The 24,188-nt window shown below is 66.9% G+C and carries 22 protein-coding genes; 14 read left to right on the forward strand and 8 right to left on the reverse strand.

Annotated features, from left to right (window positions below; translation table 11 throughout):
* Positions 1-1,270 (reverse strand): phosphomethylpyrimidine synthase ThiC (gene thiC, locus HHL15_RS14150; protein ID WP_169146437.1); only part of this gene is annotated, 1,270 nt, incomplete at its 3' end.
* 389 nt (positions 1,271-1,659) lie between these two features.
* Between thiC and HHL15_RS14155 the strand changes: the two genes are divergently transcribed.
* From HHL15_RS14155 to HHL15_RS14180, 6 genes are all read left to right on the forward strand, one after another.
* Positions 1,660-2,796 (forward strand): porin, encoded by a 1,137-nt coding sequence (locus HHL15_RS14155; RefSeq protein WP_206198769.1) that lies wholly within the window; start codon positions 1,660-1,662, stop codon positions 2,794-2,796.
* A gap of 80 nt (positions 2,797-2,876) precedes the next feature.
* Complete coding sequence (locus tag HHL15_RS14160) at positions 2,877-4,544, forward strand: pyrroloquinoline quinone-dependent dehydrogenase (RefSeq protein WP_169146438.1); 1,668 nt, start codon at positions 2,877-2,879, stop codon at positions 4,542-4,544.
* Positions 4,545-4,661: 117 nt separating this feature from the next.
* Positions 4,662-5,342, forward strand: a complete 681-nt coding sequence (locus HHL15_RS26545; RefSeq protein ID WP_235943401.1) for a c-type cytochrome — start codon at positions 4,662-4,664, stop codon at positions 5,340-5,342.
* 342 nt (positions 5,343-5,684) lie between these two features.
* A complete protein-coding gene (locus HHL15_RS14170; protein ID WP_169146439.1) occupies positions 5,685-6,821 on the forward strand; it encodes a porin in 1,137 nt (378 codons plus the stop codon).
* A gap of 46 nt (positions 6,822-6,867) precedes the next feature.
* Positions 6,868-8,832, forward strand: a complete 1,965-nt coding sequence (locus tag HHL15_RS14175) for a pyrroloquinoline quinone-dependent dehydrogenase (protein WP_169146440.1) — start codon at positions 6,868-6,870, stop codon at positions 8,830-8,832.
* Positions 8,833-8,930: 98 nt separating this feature from the next.
* Entirely contained in the window at positions 8,931-9,323 is a 393-nt protein-coding gene (locus HHL15_RS14180) for a c-type cytochrome (protein WP_169146441.1), read from the forward strand.
* Positions 9,324-9,425: 102 nt separating this feature from the next.
* Here the strand turns inward: HHL15_RS14180 and HHL15_RS14185 are convergent, their stop codons facing one another.
* Complete coding sequence (locus HHL15_RS14185; RefSeq protein WP_206198770.1) at positions 9,426-11,447, reverse strand: sigma-54-dependent Fis family transcriptional regulator; 2,022 nt, start codon at positions 11,445-11,447, stop codon at positions 9,426-9,428.
* Between the two features lie 334 nt (positions 11,448-11,781).
* On the opposite strand from HHL15_RS14185, the gene HHL15_RS14190 reads away from it, so the two are divergent.
* The 7 genes from HHL15_RS14190 to HHL15_RS14220 all read left to right on the forward strand — a co-directional run bounded on the left by HHL15_RS14190 (position 11,782) and on the right by HHL15_RS14220 (position 18,249).
* Entirely contained in the window at positions 11,782-12,849 is a 1,068-nt protein-coding gene (locus tag HHL15_RS14190) for an ATP-NAD kinase family protein (RefSeq protein ID WP_206198771.1), read from the forward strand.
* A 105-nt stretch (positions 12,850-12,954) separates the two neighbouring features.
* Positions 12,955-13,929, forward strand: a complete 975-nt coding sequence (locus tag HHL15_RS14195; protein ID WP_328825040.1) for a thiamine pyrophosphate-dependent dehydrogenase E1 component subunit alpha — start codon at positions 12,955-12,957, stop codon at positions 13,927-13,929.
* A 34-nt stretch (positions 13,930-13,963) separates the two neighbouring features.
* Positions 13,964-14,974, forward strand: a complete 1,011-nt coding sequence (locus HHL15_RS14200) for an alpha-ketoacid dehydrogenase subunit beta (RefSeq protein ID WP_169146443.1) — start codon at positions 13,964-13,966, stop codon at positions 14,972-14,974.
* A complete protein-coding gene (locus HHL15_RS14205) occupies positions 14,974-16,086 on the forward strand; it encodes an acetoin dehydrogenase dihydrolipoyllysine-residue acetyltransferase subunit (RefSeq protein ID WP_169146444.1) in 1,113 nt (370 codons plus the stop codon). The genes HHL15_RS14200 and HHL15_RS14205 overlap by 1 nt, the downstream gene beginning before the upstream one ends.
* 175 nt (positions 16,087-16,261) lie before the next feature.
* On the forward strand, positions 16,262-17,224 hold the full coding sequence (lipA, locus tag HHL15_RS14210; RefSeq protein ID WP_169146445.1) for a lipoyl synthase: 963 nt from the start codon (positions 16,262-16,264) through the stop codon (positions 17,222-17,224).
* The gene (thiS, locus tag HHL15_RS14215; RefSeq protein WP_169146446.1) at positions 17,221-17,430 is read left to right on the forward strand and encodes a sulfur carrier protein ThiS; all 210 of its coding nucleotides are present in this window, start codon (positions 17,221-17,223) and stop codon (positions 17,428-17,430) included. Before lipA ends, thiS begins: the two co-directional genes overlap by 4 nt.
* Before the next feature lie 54 nt (positions 17,431-17,484).
* Positions 17,485-18,249 carry a thiazole synthase gene (locus HHL15_RS14220; RefSeq protein ID WP_169146577.1) on the forward strand — a complete coding sequence of 255 codons (765 nt, stop codon included), beginning with the start codon at positions 17,485-17,487 and terminating at the stop codon, positions 18,247-18,249.
* Between the two features lie 10 nt (positions 18,250-18,259).
* Here HHL15_RS14220 and HHL15_RS14225 read toward each other — a convergent pair whose 3' ends face one another.
* The 6 genes from HHL15_RS14225 to HHL15_RS14250 all read right to left on the reverse strand — a co-directional run bounded on the left by HHL15_RS14225 (position 18,260) and on the right by HHL15_RS14250 (position 23,147).
* The gene (locus HHL15_RS14225; RefSeq protein WP_206198772.1) at positions 18,260-19,357 is read right to left on the reverse strand and encodes an acyltransferase family protein; all 1,098 of its coding nucleotides are present in this window, start codon (positions 19,355-19,357) and stop codon (positions 18,260-18,262) included.
* A gap of 352 nt (positions 19,358-19,709) precedes the next feature.
* On the reverse strand, positions 19,710-20,276 hold the full coding sequence (locus tag HHL15_RS14230) for a YceI family protein (RefSeq protein ID WP_169146448.1): 567 nt from the start codon (positions 20,274-20,276) through the stop codon (positions 19,710-19,712).
* 38 nt (positions 20,277-20,314) lie between these two features.
* Positions 20,315-20,890, reverse strand: a complete 576-nt coding sequence (locus HHL15_RS14235; RefSeq protein ID WP_169146449.1) for a YceI family protein — start codon at positions 20,888-20,890, stop codon at positions 20,315-20,317.
* Between the two features lie 22 nt (positions 20,891-20,912).
* Positions 20,913-21,452: a cytochrome b gene (locus HHL15_RS14240; protein ID WP_169146450.1), complete on the reverse strand. Its 540-nt coding sequence runs from the start codon at positions 21,450-21,452 to the stop codon at positions 20,913-20,915.
* 1 nt (position 21,453) lies between these two features.
* Positions 21,454-22,269: a DODA-type extradiol aromatic ring-opening family dioxygenase gene (locus HHL15_RS14245; protein WP_169146451.1), complete on the reverse strand. Its 816-nt coding sequence runs from the start codon at positions 22,267-22,269 to the stop codon at positions 21,454-21,456.
* A complete protein-coding gene (locus HHL15_RS14250; protein WP_169146452.1) occupies positions 22,266-23,147 on the reverse strand; it encodes an SDR family oxidoreductase in 882 nt (293 codons plus the stop codon). Before HHL15_RS14250 ends, HHL15_RS14245 begins: the two co-directional genes overlap by 4 nt.
* A gap of 107 nt (positions 23,148-23,254) precedes the next feature.
* On the opposite strand from HHL15_RS14250, the gene HHL15_RS14255 reads away from it, so the two are divergent.
* Positions 23,255-24,163 (forward strand): LysR family transcriptional regulator, encoded by a 909-nt coding sequence (locus HHL15_RS14255; protein ID WP_169146453.1) that lies wholly within the window; start codon positions 23,255-23,257, stop codon positions 24,161-24,163.
* The last annotated feature ends 25 nt before the right edge of the window (positions 24,164-24,188 follow it).

Below are 24,188 nucleotides of genomic sequence, written 5' to 3' on the forward strand. Positions count from 1 at the left end.
TGAGCTCGCCGAGGGTTTCCAGCTCGCCCAGCTGGGCCGCATCGTTGGCATCGTAGATCGAGCCCGGACGCAGGCCGTCGCCCAGCGAGAAGGCCACATCGTAGGCCTTCATGATCTCGCAGATCTCCTCGAAATTCGTGTAGAGGAAGCTCTCCTTGTGGTGGGCCAGACACCACTTGGCCATGATCGAGCCACCGCGGGAGACGATGCCGGTCATCCGGTTGGCGGTCATCGGGATGTAGCGCAGCAGCACCCCGGCGTGGATGGTGAAGTAGTCGACGCCCTGCTCGGCCTGCTCGACGAGGGTGTCGCGGAAGATCTCCCAGGTCAGCTCCTCGGCCTTGCCGTCCACCTTCTCGAGGGCCTGGTAGATGGGCACGGTGCCGATCGGCACCGGGGAGTTGCGGATGATCCACTCGCGGGTCTCGTGGATGTTCTTGCCGGTGGACAGATCCATCACCGTGTCGCCGCCCCAGCGGGTGGCCCAGGTCATCTTGTCGACCTCCTCGTTGATCGAGGAGCCGAGGGCCGAGTTGCCGATGTTGGCGTTGATCTTCACCAGGAAGTTGCGGCCGATGATCATCGGCTCACTTTCCGGGTGGTTGATGTTGTTGGGGATGATGGCGCGGCCGCGGGCGACTTCGGCGCGGACGAACTCGGGGGTGATCTCGGCGGGGATGGAGGCACCGAAGTCCTGGCCCTTGTGCTGGCGGCCGAGCAGGGCGGCCATCTTCTCGCCCATCGGCCCGGTGGCGCGCAGGCTCTCGATGTAGGCGGCGCGGTTGACGTTCTCGCGGATGGCGACGAACTCCATCTCGGGGGTGATGATCCCCTGGCGGGCGTAGTGCATCTGGGAGACGTTCTTGCCCGGCAGGGCGCGGCGGGGCTTGCGGTGCAGGCCGGGGAAGCGCAGATCAATGAGCTTGGGGTCGGCGGCGCGGGCGCGGCCGAACTCGCTGCTCAGGTCGGGCAGCACCTCGGTGTCGCCGCGCTCCTCGATCCAGCGCTGGCGCAGGGCGGGCAGGCCGGAGCGGATGTCGATGCGGGCGGCGGGGTCGGTGTAGGGGCCGGAGCAGTCGTAGACGAAGATCGGCGGGTTCTTCTCGCCGCCGAAGCCGGTGGGCGTGTCGGCCTGGGAGACTTCACGCATGGGCACGCGGAGGTCCGGGCGGGAGCCTTCGATGTGGATCTTGCGGGAGTTGGGCAGCGGCGCTACGGCCGCTTCGTCCACATGGGCGGAGGCGGCGAGGAATTTGTCGGTGGCGTTCATGAAGGCTCCTTGATTGGGGTCCGGACTCTTTGTGCTTATTTGAAGGGGCGCCGAACCGGCGAAAGCCCGGTTGGTTGGCTGCAGTTTCATTCAGCAAGTATCAGACCAAGCGGAATCCCGCAGAAGAGCAGGGGGCGCACGGTGCTTCCCGGAAATATGCCCGGGCGTCTCGCCCTATTCCGGAGACGTTTGTCTCTGCCGTCGCAGGAAATATGAGACATCTGTCTCCTTGTTTTCTCCAATTCCGGGAATAATTCCCGGGAAAATACGGGAAATTGTCTCTGGCAAAGAAATTGCAGAGAGCCTCTTGCCGCAGGTTATTTCAGGCCCGCGGAGTTTCGGGTTTCCGGGTTGGGATACCGGGACGAAAAAAACAAGAGGAGACATTCATGATTCAGCACGCATCCAATTGCCGCACCCCGGTGCTCCGGCCGCTCTGTGCAGCCCTGCTCATGTCCGCCCTGGCGGCACCGGCCCTGGCCGAGACCAATGTGGCCATCTACGGCATCATCGACGCCGGCCTGCTTTACCAGAGCCGCACCGACCCGAGCGGCAAGAGCAAGACCTCCATGGAAACCAGCGGCCTGCGCCAGTCGGTGCTGGGTTTCAAGGGTGACCGGGATCTGGGGCGGGGCCTGGAAGGCTTCTTCAACCTGGAAGTCCATTACGACACCAATAACGGCAGGTTCCATGGCACTGGCGATGCCCAGGGCACCGGCACCCCCTTCTTCCGGCGCCAGGCCAATCTGGGCCTGCGTGGCGACTGGGGCAGCGTGACCTTCGGCCGCCAGTACGGCCCGGCCCTGCTGGCCCACCTCGGCACCGAGCCGCGCGCCTTCAAGGAGCAGTTCTCCAACCTGTATGCCTGGGCCTACAACCAGTACGCCGCCACTGCCGGTGCGCCGGGCACCGACCGCAACACCAATAACGACGTCGGTATCTTCTTCAGCAACGCCATCCAGTACCGGCATACCGTGGGCCCGGTGAACTTCGGCATCCTGTGGGCGCCTGGCGGCCAGGCCGGCAGCACCCAGAAGAATACCGCCTGGGCGATGGGCGCCACCTATACCGGCCCGGTGGTCTTGTCGGCCTCCTACCAGGTCATCAAGGACGAGGCGACGGCCAATGACAACGTGCGTCACGGTGGCCTCGGCTTTGCCGTGCCCTTCGGCCCCTTCACCTTCAAGGCCAATTACCTCAACGCCCGCAACGAGACCAGCACCGGCGCCAATGTTTCCAACGTGAACGGCATCAGCACCGGCGTGGACTGGAAGTGGAATCCGGATAACACGGCGACCCTTGCCTATTACGACAACAAGGACAAGCGCAACGACAAGGATCACACCCGCAACGTGGTGATCAGCAACGACTACGCGCTGCGCAAGGACACCACGATCTACGTGCAGGCCGCCTACGTGGATGCGGATTCGGGCGCCACCATCAAGACCAGCATCGTCGCCGCGGGCATCCCGAGCGTGGGCAACAAATCCACGCTGCTCAACGCCGGTATCAATTTCACTTTCTGAGCGCAGGCCTCTCCATGCCCTCCGTGTGTTCGAGACAGCCGCGCGGTAGGGCTTGTGTGTCCGACAATAAAGGAAACAACATGAAATTCGCCCTGAAGCCCCTGCTTGTCGCCGTAGGTGCCAGCCTGCTGGCCGGTTCCGTCCTGGCTGCCGACAGCCGCCCCGGTTATGCCGACCCCGACAACTGGCCGCAGTACCACCGCAGCTACAACGCCTGGCGCTACAGCCCGCTGGCCCAGATCAACAAGACCAACGTGAAGAAGCTCAAGGTGGCGTGGATCCACCAGCCGGGCAACATCACCCACGGCCTGCAGGCCACGCCCATCGTGCTGGACGGCGTGCTGTACTACATCTCCGCCGACAACAACGCCTGGGCGGTGGATGCCGCCACCGGCAAGACCATCTGGCACTACACCGCCAAGCTCAACCCGATCGCCAAGCAGGCCTTCTACGCCGCGGCCAGCCGGGGTGTGACGGTGGGCCGTGGCAAGGTCTTCATCGGCAGCCTCGACGGGCGCTTCATCGCCCTCGACCAGAAGACCGGCAAGGAGCTGTGGTCCACCCAGCTGACCGACCCCAAGACCCAGTACGGCGCGCTCTTCTCGGCACCGCCCCAGCTCGCTGGCGACGTGCTCTTCGGCGGCACCACCGGCGGCGACCAGCCCATCGCCGGCAAGATCTATGCGGTGAATGCCGACACCGGCAAGCCGGTGTGGACCTTCGACGTGATCAAGAACGACCCGGCCAGCTGGCCCGGCGACAGCGGCAAGGTGGGCGGCGGCTCCGCCTGGATGCCGGGCACCTACGACGAGAGCAGCGACACCATCTACATCGGCACCTCCAACGCCGCGCCCGACTACTACACCCCCGGCCGCGAGGGTGACAACAAGTACACCGCGACCCTGCTGGCCATCGATCCGAAGACCGGCAAGCTCAAGTGGCACCGCCAGGAGATCCCGCACGACACCTGGGACTTCGACTCTGCCTACGAGGCCCTGCTGGTCAAGAAGGACGGCAAGGACGTGATCGTCCACCTCAACAAGAGCGGCTTCGTCTTCGTGATGGACAAGAAGGACGGTGCCCTGGAGAACGTCTGGCAGTTTGCCGAGAACATGAACTGGGCCAAGGGCATCGACCCGAAGACCGGCGCCCTGATCGAGCCGCGCCGTCCCCAGCCGGGCAAGCGCGAGCTGCTCTGCCCCAACCTGCTGGGCGCCCGCAGCTGGAACCACGGCGCCTACAACCCGGGCACCGGCCTGTGGTACTCCCACGCCATGGAGGTGTGTAACGAAGTGGTGTCGGGCAAGGATGATCCGTCCAACCTGACCGCCATCTCCTCCCTGTCCCTCGGCATCGACGAGATCAAGCTGGTGCCGCCGCCCAACGGCAAGAAGCCCGATGGCCGCCTGGATGCCCGCGACCCGCTGACCGGCAAGGTCAAGTGGAGCATCCGCTACGAGCTGCCGCCCCTCTCCAGCGTGCTCACCACCGCCGGCGGGCTGGTGTTCACCGGCGACATGGAAGGCCGCCTGTATGCCTACGACGCCGACAACGGCAAGGAACTGTGGCGCTTCAACGCCGGCTCCGGCGCCCGTGGCGGCCCGGTCAGCTACGCCGTCAAGGGCAAGCAGTACATCGTGATTCCCACCGGCCTCGGCTCCCACGCGCCGGGCTTCCTGGCCGGCGCCTTCCCGCAGATCAAGGATCTGCCGGGCGGCGCCGCCCTGATCGGCTTCACCCTCGAGTAAGCCGCCGGTTCAGCTCCGCGGCACGACCAGGCCGGACGCGGCGGGTCGTGCTGTTCCGGGGTGCGGCGCACCTTCCCGCGCCGCACCCCTTTTTTCCTACTGGATCAAGACAAAAACATGACCCCTTTGCGCACACTCCAGCAGATGCTCCGCCCGGCCAGCCTGATCCTGGCCCTGATCGCCGCCACCGCCTCCCATGCCGTGGCACCGCCCGCCGACGAGGGCAAGGCCCGTGTGTCGGCCGGCAAGAACCGCTTCGAAAAACTCTGTGTGAGCTGCCATGGTGCCGACGGCGCCGGCGTGGCCCCCGGTGGCGCGGGCAGCAGCTACGGCCCCAGATTGTCGGCCCGGCCCGACCTGGCCGAGGCGCAGATCCGCGACCGCATCATCCACGGCAAGCACGGCGACAAGGCCATGCCGCCCTGGGGCACGGTGTTGCAGGACGCCGAGATCGAGCAGCTCACCGCCTACGTCAAGGTGATCGCCGCCGCCCAGCCCGGCAAGCCCGCGGCCGGCCCGCTGGCTCCCTTCGACCTCGGTGAGCAGGCCCGCATCGACGCCGGCAAGCGCCGCTTCGCCAAGACCTGTGCCGGCTACTGCCACGGCTTCGAGGGCGTCGGCGGCCGCGCCCCCGACTTCAAGGGGCGCACCGACCTGCCGCCCGAGATGGCCTACGAGACCATCTTCAAGGGCCGCCAGGGCGCCGACGTGATGCCGCCGTGGGGGAGCGCCTTCACCAACGAGCAGATCTGGGAGCTGGTGGCCTACCTGATGTACCTGGGCAAGCAGCAGCCCTGATGTCTGCGCGTTGATACCGACACCGTACGGGGAGGGTTTTTCTAAGCACTAGATAGCCAGTTCATCCATCGAATTTGCCTGGACTGCAGGACGGGGCGCCGGATCCAATTTGCCGCCCCGCATCTTCCATTTTCGGAGACGTCTGTCTCCGCAGTCTCAGGCTGTTCGATACATCTGTCTCCTTATTCTCGTATTGCAGGGTGGTTTTCTCCATGCAATGACGGGAATTACGGCCCTGGCAAACTAATTGCAGAGGGCCTCTTGCCGCTGGCTATTTCAGGTCGGCGGCGTTTCGGGCTTCCCGCTTGGGATACCGGGACGAAAAAACAAGAGGAGACATTAATGATTCAGCACTCATCCATACCGCGCAGTGCGCTTCGCCGCGGAGTCTGCGCAGTGGCCCTGCTGTCGGCCGTGTCGGTCCCTGCGCTGGCGGAGACCAATGTGGCGATCTACGGGATCATCGACGCGGGTCTGCTGTACCAGAGCCGCACCGACCCGGACGGCAAGAGCAAGACCTCGATGGAAACCAGCGGGCTGCGCCAGTCGGTGCTGGGCTTCAAGGGCGACCGGGATCTTGGGCGGGGCCTGGAAGGCTTCTTCAACCTGGAAGTCCATTACGACACGAACAACGGCAAGCTGCACGGCACGGGGGACGCGCAGGGGACGGGCACGCCGTTCTTCCGGCGTCAGGCAAACCTGGGCCTGCGGGGCGACTGGGGCAGCGTGACCTTCGGGCGCCAGTACGGTCCGGCGCTGCTGGCGCACATCGGCACCGAACCGCGGGCCTTCAAGGAGCAGTTCTCGAACCTTTACGCGTGGGCGTACAACCAGTACGCGGCGACGGCGGGTGCGCCGGGCACCGACCGCAACACCAACAACGACGTCGGCATCTTCTTCAGCAACGCGATCCAGTACCGGCACACGGTGGGCCCGGTGAATTTCGGGATTCTGTGGGCGCCTGGTGGCCAGGCGGGCAGCACCCAGAAGAACTCGGCCTGGGCGATGGGGGCGACCTACACCGGCCCGGTGACCCTGTCGGCGTCCTATCAGGTGATCAAGGACGAGGCGACGGCCAATGACAACGTGCGCCACGGTGGGCTGGGCATTGCGGTGCCCTATGGCCCCTTCACGTTCAAGGCGAACTACCTGAATGCGCGTAACGAGACCAGCAGCGGGGCCAACGTCTCGAATGTGAATGGGATCAGCACGGGCGTGGACTGGAAGTGGCACGCCGACCACACGGCGACGCTGGCGTACTACGACAACAAGGACACGCGCAACGACAAGGACCACACCCGCAACATCGTGGTCAGCAACGACTACGCGCTGCGCAAGGACACCACGATCTACGTGCAGGCCGCCTACGTGGATGCGGACTCGGGCGCCACCATCAAGACCAGCATCGTCGCCGCCGGCATCCCCAGCGTCGGCAACAAATCCACGCTGCTCAACGCAGGCATCAACTTCACTTTCTGAACACGGTTCCGGGCCTGTGCGCCCGAGCCAGCAAGGAGTATCGAACATGAAGACCAGCCGGACCCTGATTGCCGCCCTTGTGCTGAGCGCCTGTGCCAGCATGCCGAGCCGTGCCGCCGATGCCGTCGGCAACTGGCGGGAATACAACGCCGACAAGAGCGGCTCGCGCTTTGCCGCCGCCGCCGATGTCACCGTGGAGAGCGTCAAGTCGATGAAAGTCGCCTGGCGCTGGGCGATGCCCGACAACGCAATCGCTGCGGACAACCAGGAGCTGCGCACCTGGGTGAACGAGTCGACCCCGATCGCGGTGGATGGCGTGCTGTACACCACCTCGCCGATGAGCCTTGTCTCCGCCATTGACGGCGCCACGGGCAAGACGCTGTGGACCTACGATCCGAAGGCTTACCAGGACGGAACCCCGCCGAATCTCGGCTTCATCAACCGCGGCCTGACCTACTGGGAGGAGGGGGCCGACAAGCGCCTGATCCTGGGGACCGGCGATGGTTACCTGATCGTTCTGGATGCGAAAACCGGCAAGCCGGTGAAGTCCTGGGGCGACAACGGCCGGGTGGATCTCACCAAGGGCCTGCGTCGTCACGTCGACCGGTCGCTGGTGGCGGTCACTTCGCCCCCGATCGTGTGCGGCAACCAGATCATCCCCAGCATCGCCGTCCTCGACTCTTTTGCCGTGGGCCGTCAGCCCATGAAGAGCCATCCGCCGGGGGACATCCAGGCCTTCGACATCAAGACCGGCAAGCGCGCCTGGCTCTTCCAGCAGCCGCCGCAGGCGGGTGAAACGGGCAACGAGACCTGGGAGAATGACTCCTGGAAGACCACCGGCTCCGGCAACATGTGGGCGCGCCCCAGCTGTGACGAGGAACTGGGGCTGGTGTACCTGCCGTTCTCCACGCCCACCAACGATTTCTACGGCGGTCATCGCAAGGGCAACGGCCTGTTCGGCGAATCCCTGGTGGCGTTGAACGCGCGCAGCGGCAAGATCGCCTGGTATTACCAGATCGTGCACCACGGACTGTGGGACTACGACCTGCCTACCGCGCCGAACCTGATGGACCTGACGGTCAATGGCAAGAAGATCAAGGCTGCCGTTCAGGTGACCAAGCAGGGCTTCGTCTTCGCCTTCGACCGCAGCAACGGCAAGCCGGTGTGGCCCATCGAGGAGCGGCCGGTACCCCAGTCCACCGTGCCGGGTGAAAAGTCTTCCCCGACCCAGCCTTTCCCCACGCTGCCCGCGCCCTTCGTCCAGCAAGGGGTGACCGAGGACGATCTCCTCGACCTGACGCCGAAACTGAAGGATGAGGCCAAGAAGATCCTCAGCCGCTACAACTACGGCCCCCTGTACACCCCACCGACCCTGGACAAGGCTGGTACCTTGCAGGTGCCGGGCGTGCTCGGCGGTGGCAGCTGGGTCGGTGCGGCGCACAACCCGCGGACCAATGTGCTCTACGTGCCGTCCTTCACGATTCCCTTCGGGATCAAGATCAAGAAGGAAAACACGGGCGTTTATGAATACACCGGCACCTGGGCAGGCGTGGGCGGACCGCAAGGGCTGCCGCTGTTCAAGCCGCCGTTCTCCACCGTGACCGCCATCGACATGAACACGGGCAAGCACCTGTGGCGCATTCCGGCGGGGAAGGGCCCGGTGGATCACCCGGCGATCAAGGATCTGAACCTGGATCGGGTTGGCGTGCCCCGTGAGAGCTTCGTGGCGCTCACTGACAACATCCTGTTCCTGGCACCTGAAGGGACCAACAGCGTGCTCGGCCTGTCGTCCCGCGGGAATGCCCTGATCACCCAGGCGACCGCCGACGAGAAGGAGCCTTACCTGTATGCCCACGACGCGAAGACGGGTGCGCTGGTGTCGGAGCTGCGCCTGCCCGGTGCGGCCTTTGGCAGCCTGATGAGCTACCGGACCAAGGGCAAGCAGTACGTGATCGTGCCGATCGGCGGAGCCGGGCTGCCGGCTGAGCTGGTGGCTGTCCAGGTTAACTGAGACGGCTGACCCGGCAGGCTGCCCTCACCCCGGGGCGGCCTGCTGGCACAAGCCTTGTTCCCCCGCAGATCAACGATCAAAAAATAACGGAGACAAACATGATCAACAAAACGGGCCTGATGGCCTGCCTGCTCGCGACCTTTCTGGCGCCTGCCCTGGCTTTCAACGCCGTCCTCCCCGAAAAGGCCGCTGACGAGCCGGCTGCCGCCCGCCAGCCCGATGCCGTCAGCCTTGCCCTGCCTTTCGAACTGAGCAACAAGGCGCGGATCGTGTCGGGCCGTGACCGCTTCCAGTCCACCTGCGCGGCCTTCTGCCATGGGCATGAGCCGGCGCTGTTCATCGGTCGCGATGGGCTGGAACCCCAATACGTCTACAACACCATCCGCGATGGCGGCAAGGGCGCAACCCCGATGCCCCCGTGGGGCGAGGTGTTCTCTTCTGAAGAAATCTGGGAAATCGTTGCCTACCTGAAATCCCTCGGCAAATGGTGAGTCGCTCCAGGGCAGCCAGACCCTGAGTGACCGACCCCCTCCGGCGCAGGGACCTTCCTCCTGCGTTTTTGCGGGCGATCCGGGTGGATCGCCCGTTTTTTTTCAGAAGTCCCGGCGGTTGGGTGGAACGATGTTGAGGCGGGTCAGCTTGCGGTAGAAGGTCGCCCGGGAGAGCCCCAGTTCCTTGGCCGAGACCGTCACCTGCCATTGGTTGCGGCGCAGGGTCTCGAGCATGAGTTCGCGCAGGCGCAGATCCTTCTCCTTGAGCTGCGGCAGTGCTTCGGTTTGCTGAGGCGCGGGGACGGGGCCGCGGAGCGCTTCCTCGCGCACCGGCCGGCCCGACATCAGGCGCGGGCCGAAGAAGAGGTCCGGCGGGAAATGCGAGGCGTGCAGCAGGGTGCTCTCGCAGATCGCACAGGCGTAGCGCATGGCGTGGCGCAGCTGGCGGATGTTGCCCGGCCAGCCGTGGCGGATCAGCGCGTCGCGGGTCTCCGGCGCCAGGCGCAGGCTGTCGCGGCCCATGGCGATGGCCTCTTCCTCCAGCACCCGGTCGATCACCGTGCCGATGTCCTCCCGCTCGCGCAGCGGCGGCAGCATGAACACCGCGCCGTTGAGGCGGTAGTACAAGTCCTCGCGGAAGCGCCCTTCCTCGACCAGGGTGGGCAGATCCTGGTGGGTGGCGCAGACGATGTGCAGCTGCACCGGGGTGGGCTGCTCGGCGCCCAGGGGCAGCACCTCGCCCTCGGCCAGCACCCGCAGCAGGCGGCTCTGCAGCTGCAGCGGCATGTCGCCGATCTCGTCGAGGAAGAGGGTGCCGCCGTCGGACTGGATGATCTTGCCGCGGGCGCCCTTGCTGCGCGCGCCGGTGAAGGCGCCGTCGCGGTAGCCGAAGAGTTCGCTCTCGATCAGGGTCTCGGGGATGGCCGCGCAGTTGAGGGCCACGAAGGGCTGCTTGTGGCGGCTGCTGCAGTCGTGGATGGCCTTGGCGAAGGCTTCCTTGCCGGTGCCGGTCTCGCCCAGCAGCATCACCGGGATGTCCCGGTTGGCCACCTTGAGGGCCCGCTGCACATTGGTGCGCACCCGCGAGTCGCCGGTGGCCAGGTGGCCGAAGCCGCGGGCTTCGTTGCAGCCGTTGAGGTCGGGGGTGTCGCCGGCCAGGTTGGCCGGCGCCCGGCGGCGCGCATCGGGGGCCCGCAGCAGGCCGAAGATGCGCTCGCCGCTGTCGGTGATGCGCAGCGGAATGGCCTGGCCCGGGCGGGCATGGGCGGCGGCCAGCAGATCGTTGGCCGAACACTCGAAGAGGTCGGACACGGTGCTGGCGCTGCGGCTGCCACGCTGCAGGAGCTCCTTGCGGGCGCGCCGGTTGCCGCCGACGAAGAGGCCCGCGTCGTCGAAGGCCAGCAGGTAGTCGGTATGCACGTTCATCAGCTCGGGGGTGCGGCCGAGCTGCAGGATCCAGTAGTCGCGCAGGCTGTGGAAGGCGAAGGCGTCCTCGATCAGGCGGGCCTTCTCCACCACCATCTGGAACACCAGCATCTGGCTGTCGCGGTTCTCGGGCGAATACAGGGCCGAGGCGTCGAGCACCGCCAGCGGCCGGTCGTCGATGCCGAAGATCGGCGCCGAGCTGCAGGTGAAGGCGATATTGTGGGAGCGGAAGTGCTCGCCCCGGTGCACCAGGATGGGCTGGCCGTCGGCCAGGCTGGTGCCGACACCACAGGTGCCCTCGTCCCGCTCCGACCAGCGCGTGCCATTGCGGAAGCCCTCGCCGCGCAGCTCGCGGTCGAGGCTGGGCACGGTGCGGAAATCCACCGTGACGCCGCTCGCGTCGGTGAGCAGCACGCAGTAGTTGCTGGGCAGCAATTGCTCATGCAGGCGGTCGAGGCCCTCGCGGGCAATCCGCATGAAGGCGTCCAGCCGGTCCCGGTGCTCGCGCAGCTCCTGGGCGGTGACCACCTGCGGCGTGCTCGCCAGGGATGGATCCACCTGGTAATTGCTGAGCGATCTCTTCCAGGAGCGGGCCAGCCGGTCCTGTGCGGCAGTGTGCCTTGGCAGGCTCACGCCTTTCTCGACCACCTCGACCACGCGTTCCACGTGGCGGGCAATCTCTCCATGTCCCCGGATCATTCTATTTCCCCCTTATAGGTCGGGAGTGTATTGGTTGAAACCACCTTTGGTGATAGCAAAGCGTATTCCCCTACGGCAATTAAATCAATGCTGACGTTTGTCTCCCGAATCTGAGACAGGTGTCTCAGTTTCTCGTTTTCTCACTGTCTCAGGGCCGGAAGTGCGTAGGTGTCCGGGGTTCTGTGCTGCGCAATCTTATTTTCATTGAATTAAGCAGTGGATTGATCCTGAAGGGGAATTCGTTTTTGTGCGCTGCAATCCAATTGCCCCGGAATGAAAGCTGGCATGCCAAGTGCTGAATGAAGCCCAATTGCCAATCCAATCCGGGACAATTGTGAAACACACATCCTCCACTGCCGCGCTGGGAATAATCGCTAATCCGGCGTCGGGGCGCGACATCCGCCGCCTGACCAGCCGGGCACTGGTATTTCCGACGGTGGAGAAGGTCAACATGATCGAGCGCCTGCTCGGCGCCTTCGCCGCCACCGGGGTGCAGCGGGTGCTGATGATGCCCGACCTGGTGGGGATCGCCGCCGGCCTGCTGCGGGCCATCGAGGGGCGTCGCGGCCAGGGCGAGGCGGCCTGGCCCGAGGTGGAGTTCCTCGAGATGCCGCTGACAGACAGCGCGCTCGACACGGTGCGGGCGGTGGAGCGGATGCGTGCCGCCGGCGTCGCCGCGATTGTCGTGCTGGGTGGTGACGGTACCCACCGGATCGTCGCCGGCGCCTGCGGTGATACGCCACTGGCGACCCTTTCGTCCGGCACCAACAACGCCTTCCCCGATCTGCGCGAGGCGACCCTCACCGGCCTGGCTGCCGGGCTGTTTGCCAGCGGCGCGGTGAGCCCGGCCGAGGGCCTGGTCGGCAACAAGCGGCTGCGCCTGAGGGTGGGCGAGCGCGAGGAACTGGCCCTGGTGGAGGTCTGCGTGACCCGCCTCGAACACGTGGGGGCCCGCGCCGTGTGGGACCCGGCGAGCATCGCCGAGGTGTATGCGGCCTTTGCCGAGCCGGACGCGATCGGCCTGTCCAGCATCGTCGCCGGGGTGAGCCCGGTGGGCCGGCGCCAGCCGCACGGTGCCTGGGTGCATTGCGGCGGGGCGGGCGCTGAGGTGGGTGCTGAGAGGGGTGGTGTTTGGGCTCCCATCGCCCCGGGCCTGGTGGTGCCGGTGCCTATCGCCGCATCCGGCCTGCTGCAGCCGGGCCAGCCGGTGGCGCTGCGCAGCCTGCGCGGCAGCGTGGCCCTGGACGGCGAGCGCGAGATCGAGCTCGACGGCCGCCAGATGGCGACCCTGACCCTCGAGCTGGACGGCCCGCGCAGCCTCGACGTGCCGGCCACCCTCGGCGCCGCGATCCGCCGCGGTGCCCTGCGTTACCCCGCCGCGGCCCCTCTCGGGCCGCCCTGAATCAGCGGGTGGCGAGCGCTTCGCCACCCCTTGCCGAATCCACGAACGGGCGCGCTCCGCCCGTTCCGGATGTACCCCCAGAAATCCAACAACCTGGAGACGACCGTGACCAAAGCACTGACCCGCGAAGACCTGCTGAAGGCCTATCGCACCATGCGCACCATCCGCGAGTTCGAAGAGCGCCTGCACACCGACTTCGCCACCGGCGAGATCCCGGGCTTCGTGCACCTTTACGCCGGCGAGGAGGCCTCGGCCACCGGCGTGTGCATGAACCTTACCGCCGAAGACCACATCGCCAGTACCCACCGCGGCCACGGCCACTGCATCGCCAAGGGTGTGGACCCGGTCGGCATGATGGCCGAGATCTGGGGCCGCAAGACCGGCACCTGCAAGGGCAAGGGCGGCTCCATGCACATCGCCGACCTGTCGGTGGGCATGCTCGGCGCCAACGGCATCGTCGGTGGCGGCGGCCCGCTGGTCTGCGGCACCGCCCTGGCGGCCAAGCTGCGCGGCCAGCCCCACGTCAGCGTGTGCTTCTTCGGCGACGGCGCGTCCAACCAGGGCACCATCTTCGAGGCCATGAACCTGGCTTCGGTGTGGAACCTGCCGGTGATCTTCCTGGCCGAGAACAACGGCTATGCAGAAGCCACCTCGTCCAAGTTCTCGGTGGCCTGCGACAACATCGCCGACCGCGCCTCCGCCTTCGGCATGCCCGGCATCACCGTGGATGGCTTCGACTTCTTCGCGGTGTATGAAGCGGCCGGCGCCGCCATCGAGCGCGCCCGCAAAGGCGGGGGCCCGTCCCTGGTGGAGGTCAAGCTGTCCCGCTACTACGGCCACTTCGAGGGTGACCAGCAAACCTACCGCGCCCCCGGCGAAGTCCAGAACATCCGCGACACCAAGGACTGCCTGCTGCAGTTCGCCCGTCGTGTCACCACCGGCGGCCAGCTCACCCAGGCCGACCTGGACAGCATCGACGCCGAAGTGAAGGCCCTGATCGACGGCTCCGTCGTGAAGGCCAAGTCCGATCCCAAGCCTTCCGAGGCCGATCTGCTCACCGATGTGTACGTGAGCTACTGAACGCGCCCGATCACGAGATAACAGGAGACAAAAAATGGCACGAAAGATCACCTACCAGCAAGCCATCAACGAGGCGCTGGACCAGGAAATGAGCCGCGATCAGAACGTGATCGTGATGGGCGAAGACGTGGCCGGCGGCGCCGGCTCGCCGGGCGAGCAGGATGCCTGGGGCGGCGTGCTGGGCGTGACCCGCGGCCTGTACCACAAGCACCCGGGGCGGGTCATCGACACGCCCATCTCCGAGTCCGGCTATGTCGGCGCCGCGATCGGTGCGGCCTGCTGCGGCATGCGCCCGGTGGCGGAGCTGATGTTCGTGGACTTCCTGGGCGTCTGTTTCGACCAGATCTTCAACCAGGCGGCCAAGTTCCGCTACATGTTCGGCGGCAAGTCCGAGACCCCGGTGGTGATCCGCGCCATGTACGGCGCCGGCTTCCGCGCCGCGGCCCAGCATTCCCAGTGCCTCTACAACATCTTCACCCACATTCCGGGCCTGAAGGTGGTGGTGCCCTCCAACCCCTATGACGTCAAGGGCCTGCTGATCCAGTCGATCCGCGACAACGACCCGGTGATCTTCCTGGAGCACAAGGCGCTGTACACCATGGAAGGCGAAGTGCCGGAAGAAAGCTACGCCATTCCCTTCGGCGAAGCCGCGGTGGTGCGCGAAGGCCATGACGTGACCATCGTGGCCATCGGCCGCATGGTGCTGAAGGCCCAGGAGGCGGCTGCCGAGCTGCAGAAGCAGGGTATCCACGCCGAGATCATCGACCCCCGCACCACCTCGCCGCTGGACACCGACACCATCCTCGAAAGCGTCGAGAAGACCGGCCGCCTGATCGTGGTGGATGAATCCCATCCCCGCTGCAGCATGGCTTCCGACATCGCCGGCCTGGCCGCCGAGCGGGCCTTCTCCAGCCTCCGGGCGCCGATCCGCCAGATCACCGGCCCCCACTCTCCCGTGCCTTTCAGCGATGCGCTGGAAGAGCTTTACATCCCCAGCGCCGCCCACATCGTGGCGGCCGCCAAGAGCCTCAAGGAGTACCGCTGATGTCTGCCATTCACCCCGTCACCATGCCCAAGTGGGGCCTTTCCATGCAGGAAGGAAAGGTCAACGGCTGGCTCAAGCAGGTCGGTGACACCATCGAGCCGGGCCAGGAAATTGTTGAAGTCGAAAGTGAGAAGATCGCCGGCGCAGTGGAGGCTGCTGTTGCCGGGGTGCTGCGCCGCCAGCTGGCGGCTGAAGAAGATGTACTGCCGGTCGGCGGCCTGCTCGGCGTGATCGCCGATGCCAGCGTCGCCGACGCGGATATCGACGCCTTCGTCACCGAGTTCCAGTCCAACTTCACCCCCGCCAGCGGCGATGAGGAAGACCAGGGACCGACGCCCCAGAAGATCGATGTGAAGGGCCGCAAGCTGCGCTATCTGAAGCGTGGCGAGGGTGGCGAGCCGATGGTGCTGATCCACGGTTTCGGCGGCGACCTCAACAACTGGCTGTTCAACCACGAAGCCCTGGCGGCCGACCGGGAGGTGTATGCCCTCGATCTGCCTGGCCACGGCGAGTCGTCCAAGGACGTGGGCGAGGGCACCCTGGAGGCCCTGGCCGACACCGTGGCCGATTTCATGGCCGCGGTCGGCATCGATTCCGCCCACCTGGTCGGTCACTCCATGGGCGGGGCCGTGTCCCTCACCGTGGCAGCCCGGCATCCGGCGCGGGTGCGCTCCCTGAGCCTGATCGGCAGCGCCGGCCTGGGCGAGGAGATCAACTCCGGCTACATCGACGGCTTCGTGTCGGCCGCCAGCCGCAATGCCCTCAAGCCCTTCCTGGCCGACCTGTTTGCCGACAGCAGCCTGGTGACCCGCCAGCTGGTGGACGACCTGCTCAAGTACAAGCGCCTGGAAGGCGTCGGCAGCGCGTTGGGGACCCTCTCCGGCAAGCTCTTCGTGAATGGCCGCCAGACCAGCGTGCTGGCCGACCAGGTGGCCGGGCTGGGCAAGCCGGTGCTGGTGATCTGGGGCGAGCAGGACCGCATCATTCCGGTGGCCCACGCCCACGCCCTGTCGGGCAAGGCCCAGGTGGAAGTCATCGGCACGGGTGGTCACATGGTGCAGATGGAAGCCGCCAACGATGTGAACCGGGTGATCGCCCGCTTCGTCGGCTGAGGCCCAGAGGGGGCAGGGGCCGCGACGCCCTCTGCCTCCTCCGGTGGCCCGCAGTTTGCGCGGGCCCGGCGCTGTCCGGACAGCCTCCTCCCTCGCTGCCCACGATTCCGGACCGGCGCCGCGGCCCGCGCACCCCATCCTGTGCCTCATCTCGTGCCCCCTCCCAGGAGAGACCATGTCCAACGCTTCCACCCCCCGCGCCGAGCCCGTCAGTCTGCGGGGTTCGGCCAAGCTGGCGCGCATTCCTGTCCGGGTGGACAGCCAGCGCGCCTCGCCGCCCAAGCCGCCCTGGCTGCGTGCCCGTGACCCCGGCACGGCCAAGGTCGCGGCGCTCCAGCAATTGCTGCGCGAGCAGGAGCTGCACACCGTCTGCGAAGAAGCGGACTGTCCCAACATCGGCGAGTGCTTTGCCCGCGGCACCGCCACCTTCATGATCATGGGCAGCATCTGTACCCGGCGCTGCCCCTATTGCGACGTGGCCCACGGCCGCCCGGCGCCGCTGGACGCGGACGAGCCGGCCCGCCTGGCCCGCACCGTGGCGGCCATGAAGCTGCGCTACGTGGTCGTCACCTCGGTGGACCGGGACGACCTGCGCGATGGCGGCTCTGCCCATTTCGCCGCCTGCATCGGGGCCATCCGCGCGGCGACTCCGACGGTCCAGATCGAGGTCCTCACCCCCGATTTCCGGGGCCGCGAGCAGCTCGCCCTGGAGACCCTCGCCGCGACCCCGCCGGACGTCTTCAACCACAACATCGAAACCGTGCCGCGCCTCTACCGGGCGGTGCGGCCGGGGGCCGACTATGCCGGCTCCCTGCGCCTGATCGCCGCCTTCAAGGCCCGCAATCCGGCGGTGCCGACCAAGTCCGGCCTGATGCTGGGCCTTGGCGAGACCGACGACGAGGTGCTGCAGACCCTGCAGGACCTGCGCGCCCACCGCTGTGACATCCTGACTCTCGGCCAGTACCTGCGTCCCTCGGCGGCCCACCTGCCGGTGGAGCGCTACGTGCCGCCGGAGGAGTTCGACCGCTGGCGCGTGCGCGCCCTGGCGCTGGGCTTCCGCGAGGTGGCGGCCGGCCCGCTGGTGCGCTCGTCCTACCGTGCCGACCAGCTGGCCGCGGCGGCGGAGATCTCATCATGAGTGGCGTGGCCATCCGCCTCAATGGCGAGCCGCGGGCATTGCCCGGCCCGTGGGCGATCGCCGATCTGATCGACGATCTGGGTTTCACCGGCAAGCGCATTGCAGTGGAAGTGAACGGGCAGATCGTGCCCAGGAGCCATTACGGTGAAATCCGCCTGGCGGCGGACGACCGGGTGGAAGTTGTCGTTGCAGTGGGAGGAGGTTGATTCATGGGATACATGGACACGCAATGCGCCGGGCCGCTGGATACGCCCTTCGTGATGGGCGGGGAGACCTTCCGCTCGCGCCTGCTGGTGGGCACCGGCAAGTACCGGGATTTTGCCCAGACCCGCGACGCCATCGAGGCCAGCGGGGCGCAGATCGTCACGGTGGCGATCCGCCGCACCAACATCGGCCAGGAGGCGGGCCAGCCCAATCTGCTGGAGGTGATCGACCCGCGCCGTTACACCATCCTGCCCAACACGGCCGGCTGCTATTCGGCCATGGAGGCGGTGCGCACTCTGCGCCTCGGGCGGGAGCTGCTGGACGGGCATGACCTGGTCAAGCTGGAAGTGCTGGGCAGCAAGGAGACCCTCTTCCCCAACATGCCGGAGACCCTCAAGGCCGCCGAGATCCTGGTGCGGGACGGCTTCCGGGTGATGGTGTATTGCTCCGACGATCCTGTCCAGGCGCGCATGCTGGAGGAGATCGGCTGTGTCGCGATCATGCCCCTGGCCAGCCTGATCGGCTCGGGCATGGGCATCCTCAACCCGTGGAACCTGCGCATCATCATCGACCAGGCGCGGGTGCCGGTGATCGTCGACGCGGGGGTGGGCACCGCGTCGGATGCGGCGATTGCGATGGAGCTGGGCTGCGACGGGGTGTTGATGAACACGGCGATTGCCGCCGCCGGCGACCCGGTGCGCATGGCGCTGGCCATGCGCCAGGGGGTGGAGGCCGGCCGGAACGCCTTCCTGGCCGGGCGCATGCCGCGCCGGGAATACCAGGCCAGCCCGAGCTCGCCGGCAGAGGGCTTGCTGGGCTGAGCCCGGAAGATCAGCCGGCCAGGTTGGCCGCCGCCAGCGCGGCCAACCAGCCGCCGGCCACCACGCCGGCCGGGAACAGCAGGCGGGTGCGGGTATTGAAGGGATGGCTCTCGATGCGCCGGTGGAACTGGTGGCCGCCGGCGATGCTGACCGCCACGGCCAGCAGCATGCCGAGGGCGTTGATCACCGGATTGACCGGGAACAGGGTGGTGACCAGCGCATTGACCAGCAGGCACAGGGGGAAATGCACCAGGAACACCGAGTAGGAGATCCGGCTCAGGTGGCTCAGCGCCGCCGGCACCGGCAGGGTGTGCAGGAAGCCGTGCTGCCGGCTCAGGCCGAGGAAGAGCATCACCCCGGTGGCCACGGCGATGCGGGCGCGGAACTCGACGGCCAGCGCGGCCAGGGCGAGCAGGGCCAGCAGGGCCAGCCAGCGTCCGGCCCGCGGTTGGCCGGAGACCCACCAGGCCAGCATGCCGAGCCCGAAGGCACCGAAGAAGTAGAAGGCGCTCTCGTCCCACAGGGCGTCGCGGTTGAAGCCGAACAGCGAGGCGGCGGTCATCAGCACGATGAGGGCCGGCGCCAGCAGGGCCAGGCGCGGATCACGGCGGGCCAGGCGGGTTGGCAGCCACAGCAGCAGGATGGCCAGGGCGAACAGCTGGAAGTCGATGGCTACGTACCAGACCCCGGCGGACAGGGCCTCCTGGTCCAGCAGGTCGTGCAGCAGGAGGACATGGGCGAGCAGCTGGCCGAGGTCGGGCGCCGCCGAGATGGAGGGGTGGTCCATCCACACGCTGGCCACCGCCGAACAGGCCACGGCCAGGAAGATGGCGGCGGAGTAGGGCATCACAAGGCGGATGTAGCGCTGCAGCACCAGGGCCAGCGGCGAGGCGCCGGCCGGCAGGCCGAAGGGGCCGAACTTGCTGGCGAACAGGAAGCCGGAGGCGACCAGGAAAGCCTGCACGGCCATGCGGCCGTAGTCGTTGAACCACTGCACGAGGCCCGGCATCAAGGGCTGGGCGATGTCGGCCATGGGGCCGTAGAAGGCCAGGTGGTGTACCACGATGGCGATGCAGGCGAGGGCCTTGAGTGCATCCATCGCTGGCATTCGGTGTGTGTCCTTGCGCATGGGGCTTGCGCGTCCTCCATTGCAGAAATCGGGGCTCAACAGGGCTCCGCGGGAGCCTTTGGGGACCCCGTGTTGGCGTGATCTGCGGAAATGAACGGACGACCCCTGGCTCGGGATGACCGGGCCGGGCGCCTGATGGGACTAAGTTGCGAGATCCTGCCGGGAACCGTCAGTGCCTCAAATGAGCGCTGCGGTTGAGCGAGAATTCATAATTATACGCGGCGGGAATGGATTCGCGCCCGGGATTGCCCCGTTTTGGGCAGATCCGGGCGCGAATTTTTTCATGCAGGCGGGCGGGAAGGCGCCTCCCTGCGGCAGCAGAGCACGTCGATCAGGGCTTGTAGGCTTCGACGGCGATGGTCAGCTTGACCTCGTCGCCCACGTAGGGAGCGTACTTGCCAGCGTTGAATTCGCTGCGCTTGATGGTCGCCGTGGCGTTGGCGCCACAGGCGTCCTTCTTGAGCATCGGGTGGGGCATGCAGTGGAAGGAGGTGACGGTCAGGGTGACCGGCTTGGTGACGCCCTTGACGGTCAGGTTGCCTTCGATGCTGGTGGGCTTGTCGCCGTCGAAGTTCACCTTGGTGGACTTGTAGGTGATGGTCGGGTAGGTGGCGGTGTCGAAGAAGTCTTCGCCCTGGATGTGCTGGTTGAACAGCGGATAGCCGGTGTTCACCGAGGTGGTGTCGATGGTCACGTCCACCGAGCCGGTCTTGGCGGCCTTGTCCAGGGTGATGGTGCCGGTGGTCTTGTCGAAGCGGGAGAGCTGGGTCGAGTAGCCGAAGTGGCTGTACTCGAAGCGCGGGAAGGTGTGGGTGCCTTCGATGGTGTAGGTCTCCGGCGCGGCGAAGGCGGCGGTGGACAGGGTGGCGGCAATGGCCAGGGCGGCGAGTTTCTTCATGGAGTTCTCCGTTGGGTCTATGAGTAAGGGAAACAGGGTTACTTCTTGGCGGCGTTGGCCACCACGTGGAACTTGATCTCGATCTCGTTGGCGACGGCGGATACGTCGGCCCACGGGCCTTCGCCGATGTTGTATTCCATGCGCTTGAGCACGAAGCCGCCGTCGAACACTCCGCTGGCGCCGTCCTGCTTGAAGGTGAAGGGGGCGACCACGTCACGGGTCTGGCCCTTGATGGTCATCTTGCCGATGGCCTCGAAGCGGTTGCCGCCGAGCGCCTTGACGCCGGTGGACACGAACTTGGCGGTGGGGAAGGCTTTGACGTTGAACCACTGCTTGCCGACCACTTCGTCGTTGGCGTCCTTGGAGCCGGCGTCGATGCTGGCCAGGTCGATCTCGAGGGTGGTGCTGGCGGCGGTGGGCTTGGCCGGGTCGAAGGCGATCTGGGTGGTGAAGCGCTTGAAGCTGCCGGGCACCGGTACGCCCATCTGCTTGGACGAGAAGGCGAGGCTGCTCCTGGCCGCATCCACCTGGTTGAATTCGGCGGCGTGGGCGTTGCCGGCCAGCAGCAGGGCGGTGCTCAGCGCAGCGTTGAGGGTCAGGGTCTGGATCTTCATGGTCTCTCCTTGAGGTCTGGGTTTATTTGCCGAAGGGCAGCATGCGGCGCAGGGTGCCGTCCTTGTCGAGGATCACGTGCTTGAGGGCGCCGGCCACGTGCAGGCCGACCAGCACCAGCAGGGCCCAGTTGAGGGCTTCATGCACCTCCTTGAACAGGTCGCCCAGTTCTTCGCTCTTGCCGATCAGGTCGGGCAGCGGCAGTACGCCGAAATACACCACCTGGAAGCCCTTGGCCGAGCTCATCAGCCAGCCGGTCAGCGGGACCAGGAACATCAGCAGGTAGAGCAGGTGATGAGTGCCCTCGGCGATCTTGTGCTGCCAGGCCGGCATCGGCAGCGCTGCCGGCGGGCGGTGGGTGATGCGCCACAGGATGCGCGGCACGAAGAGCAGCAGCACGGTGATGCCGATCCACTTGTGGTACGAGTAGAGCTTGAGCTTGTTGGGCGACAGGGGCAGGTCGTGCATGTACACGCCCAGCGGGAAGGCGACCAGGATCAGCGCGGCGATCAGCCAGTGGGCCGCAATGGCGGGGCCGCTGTAGCGGGGGGCGGTGGTGTTCATTTCAGTGCTCCGGATTGAAGGGGGCAGGGCTGGCGTCCTGCCAGAGATAAGCGTCCATGGCCAGACCGCCGTAGGTGTATTCCGGTTCCAGGCGGACGGGAATCTCTCCGTGGCCGGCGGCGCCCAGGGCGGCAAAAAGGGGCAGCAGGTGCTCCTCGCTGGGGTGGGCGGCGGCACCGTGTTCGGAAGCCTGCCGGTAGTTGAGAAGGGCCGGCCGGTCGTCGCGGGACAGGGCTTCGGCCAGCCAGTTGGCGAAGGCGCGGGCTGCTTCGTAGGGCTTGCTGTTCTCGCCCCAGGTGAGCCAGCCGAAGTTGTGGGTGACCGCACCGGAGGCGAGGATCAGCACACCTTCGTCGCGCAGGGGGCGCAGGGCGGCGCCCAGGCGCCGGTGCCAGTCGGTTCCGGCATTGGGCTGCAGGGCCAGCTGCACCACCGGGATGTCGGCTTCCGGGTACATCGCCGTGAGGGGAATCCAGGCGCCGTGGTCCAGGCCCCGTTCGGGGGTCTCGGCGCAGGGCAGGCCGGCTTCGCGCAGCAGGTCGTGGACCCGGGTGGCCAGCTCCGGGGCGCCCGGTGCCGGGTATTGCATGGCGTAGAGGGCCGGCGGAAAACCGCCGAAATCATGGATCGTCTCCGGCCGGGTCACCGTGCTGACGGTGGGCTCGCGGCTGGCCCAGTGGGCCGAGATCACCAGGATCGCCCGGGGGCGTGGCAGGTCGGCGCCGAGGCGCTTCCACAGGGCCACGCTGGCACCGGGCTTGAGCAGCACGTCGGGTGCGCCGTGGGAGACGAAGAGAACGGGGTGACGGTGCGTCATGACGGATTCCTCGGGGCGTAGAACTCGTGGATCAGGCAGTCCAGGGACTTGGGCGGATGGCCGACCAGGGCGGCGAAGTCGCAGGTGGTCGCGGCGAAGCGGCCTTCTGCGACGCAGCGGAACATGTCGCCCAGCGCGGCGGCAAACCAGGCCGGGATGCCGGCAGCGACCAAGCTCCCGACGTAGTCGTCAAGAGTCACGTGCTGGTAGGCCAGGGGCTTGCCGCTGACCCGCGCGATGCGGGCGGCGATGTCGGCATAGCTGGCGGACGACTGGCCGGTGAGGGTGTAGATCCGCTTGTCCAGGCGGGGCGCCTGGGCCGCCGCGGCGATGGCCTGGGCCAGTTCGTTGCGGGACACCAGGCTCACCGCGCCGTCACCGGCGGGCAGGCGCAGTACATCCTGTTGCAGTTCCGGGGTGACGAGCAGGCACAGGTCGTCGGCATAGAGGGTGTTGCGCAGGATGGTGTGATCCATGCCGCTGTCGGCCAGCGTGGCCTCGGTGTCCTTGTGGACGATGGCGAGTTCGGTGGGGGCTGCCGCATCCGCATCCATGAAGCTGGTGTAAAGGATGTGCCGGACGCCGGCCTCCCGCGCAGCCCGGATGGCATTGCGGTGCTGGGCGATGCGCACATCCCGCGGGCCGTCGGTGGACACCAGGACCAGCCGTTCGGCGCCGGCGAAGGCCGCCGCCAGGGTTTCCGGCTGACCGAAGTCGCCTTGTCGGACGAGCACGCCGCGCCTGGCCAGGTCGCCGGCCCGGGCCGGATCGCGCACGCTGATGGCCAGCCGGCCGCCCAGGAGGGCGGGCTCGCGGGCGATCAGGTGCTGGACGATGCGCCGGCCGAGTTGGCCGTTGGCGCCGGTGACGAGGATCATGATGAGTGGCTGTCCGGGTTGCTTGAATGAGTTGAGCAGACTTTAGGCTTTTGATTCGTCGTGAAATAGCCTTTAATAGAGAAATCTTTGTTGCAAGAAGTAGAACAATGGATCGTCTGCAAGGTATGGAGGTGTTCATCCGGGTGGCTGAAACCGGCAGTTTCACTGCGGTGGCGGAGCATCTCGGAGTGGCCCGGTCGATGGTGACGCGGGTGGTGGCCGGGCTCGAGGCCCACCTGGGGGTCAAGCTGCTGGCCCGCAGCACGCGCAGCCTGCGGCTGACCGCCGAGGGCGAGGTTTACCTGGAGCGCTGCCGTGAGATCCTCGATCTGGTGGAGGCGGCGGAGGGCAACCTGTCCGGCGCCGACCGGGCGCCCCGCGGCCCGATCCGCATCAGCGTGCCGGTGAGTTTCGGGGTGCGCCACCTGTCCCCGCTGGTGGCCGACTTCGTGACCACCTACCCGGAGGTCAGCCTCGACATCGATTTCAACGATCGCCAGGTCAATCTCATCGAGGGTGGGCTGGACATGGCGATCCGTATCACCACCCAGCTCGACCCGACCCAGGTGGCGCGCCGCATCAGCACCTCGCGGCTGCTGACCCTGGCCTCGCCGGAATACCTGGCCCGCCACGGTAGCCCCAGGGTGCCGGCCGATCTGGCGCAGCACCACTGCCTGGGCTACACCGGCACCTCGCGGGCCGCCTGGCCGTACCGGGTGGAGGGCGAGACGCAGTGGGTGCCGGTGCAGGGGCGTTTGCAGGCCAACAGCGGAGACGCCCTGCTGGATGCCTGCCAGCGTGGCCTGGGCATCACCCGGCAACCCAGCTTCATCGCGGCACCTGCGGTGCAGGCGGGCTTGCTGGAGGTGCTCCTGCCGGAGTTTCCCGGGCTCGACCTGGGGATCTACCTGATCTTCCCAAGCCATCGCTACCTGCCGACCCGGGTGCGGGCCCTGGCGGACTACCTGGCGGAACGCATCGGGGCGTCGCCCTATTGGGATCAGGGCTTGCCCTGACCAGCCTGCCGGGCGCGCCGTGGCG

It is taken from the genome of Zoogloea dura (assembly GCF_012927165.1).
In the GTDB taxonomy this organism is placed as follows: Bacteria; Pseudomonadota; Gammaproteobacteria; order Burkholderiales; family Rhodocyclaceae; genus Zoogloea; species Zoogloea dura.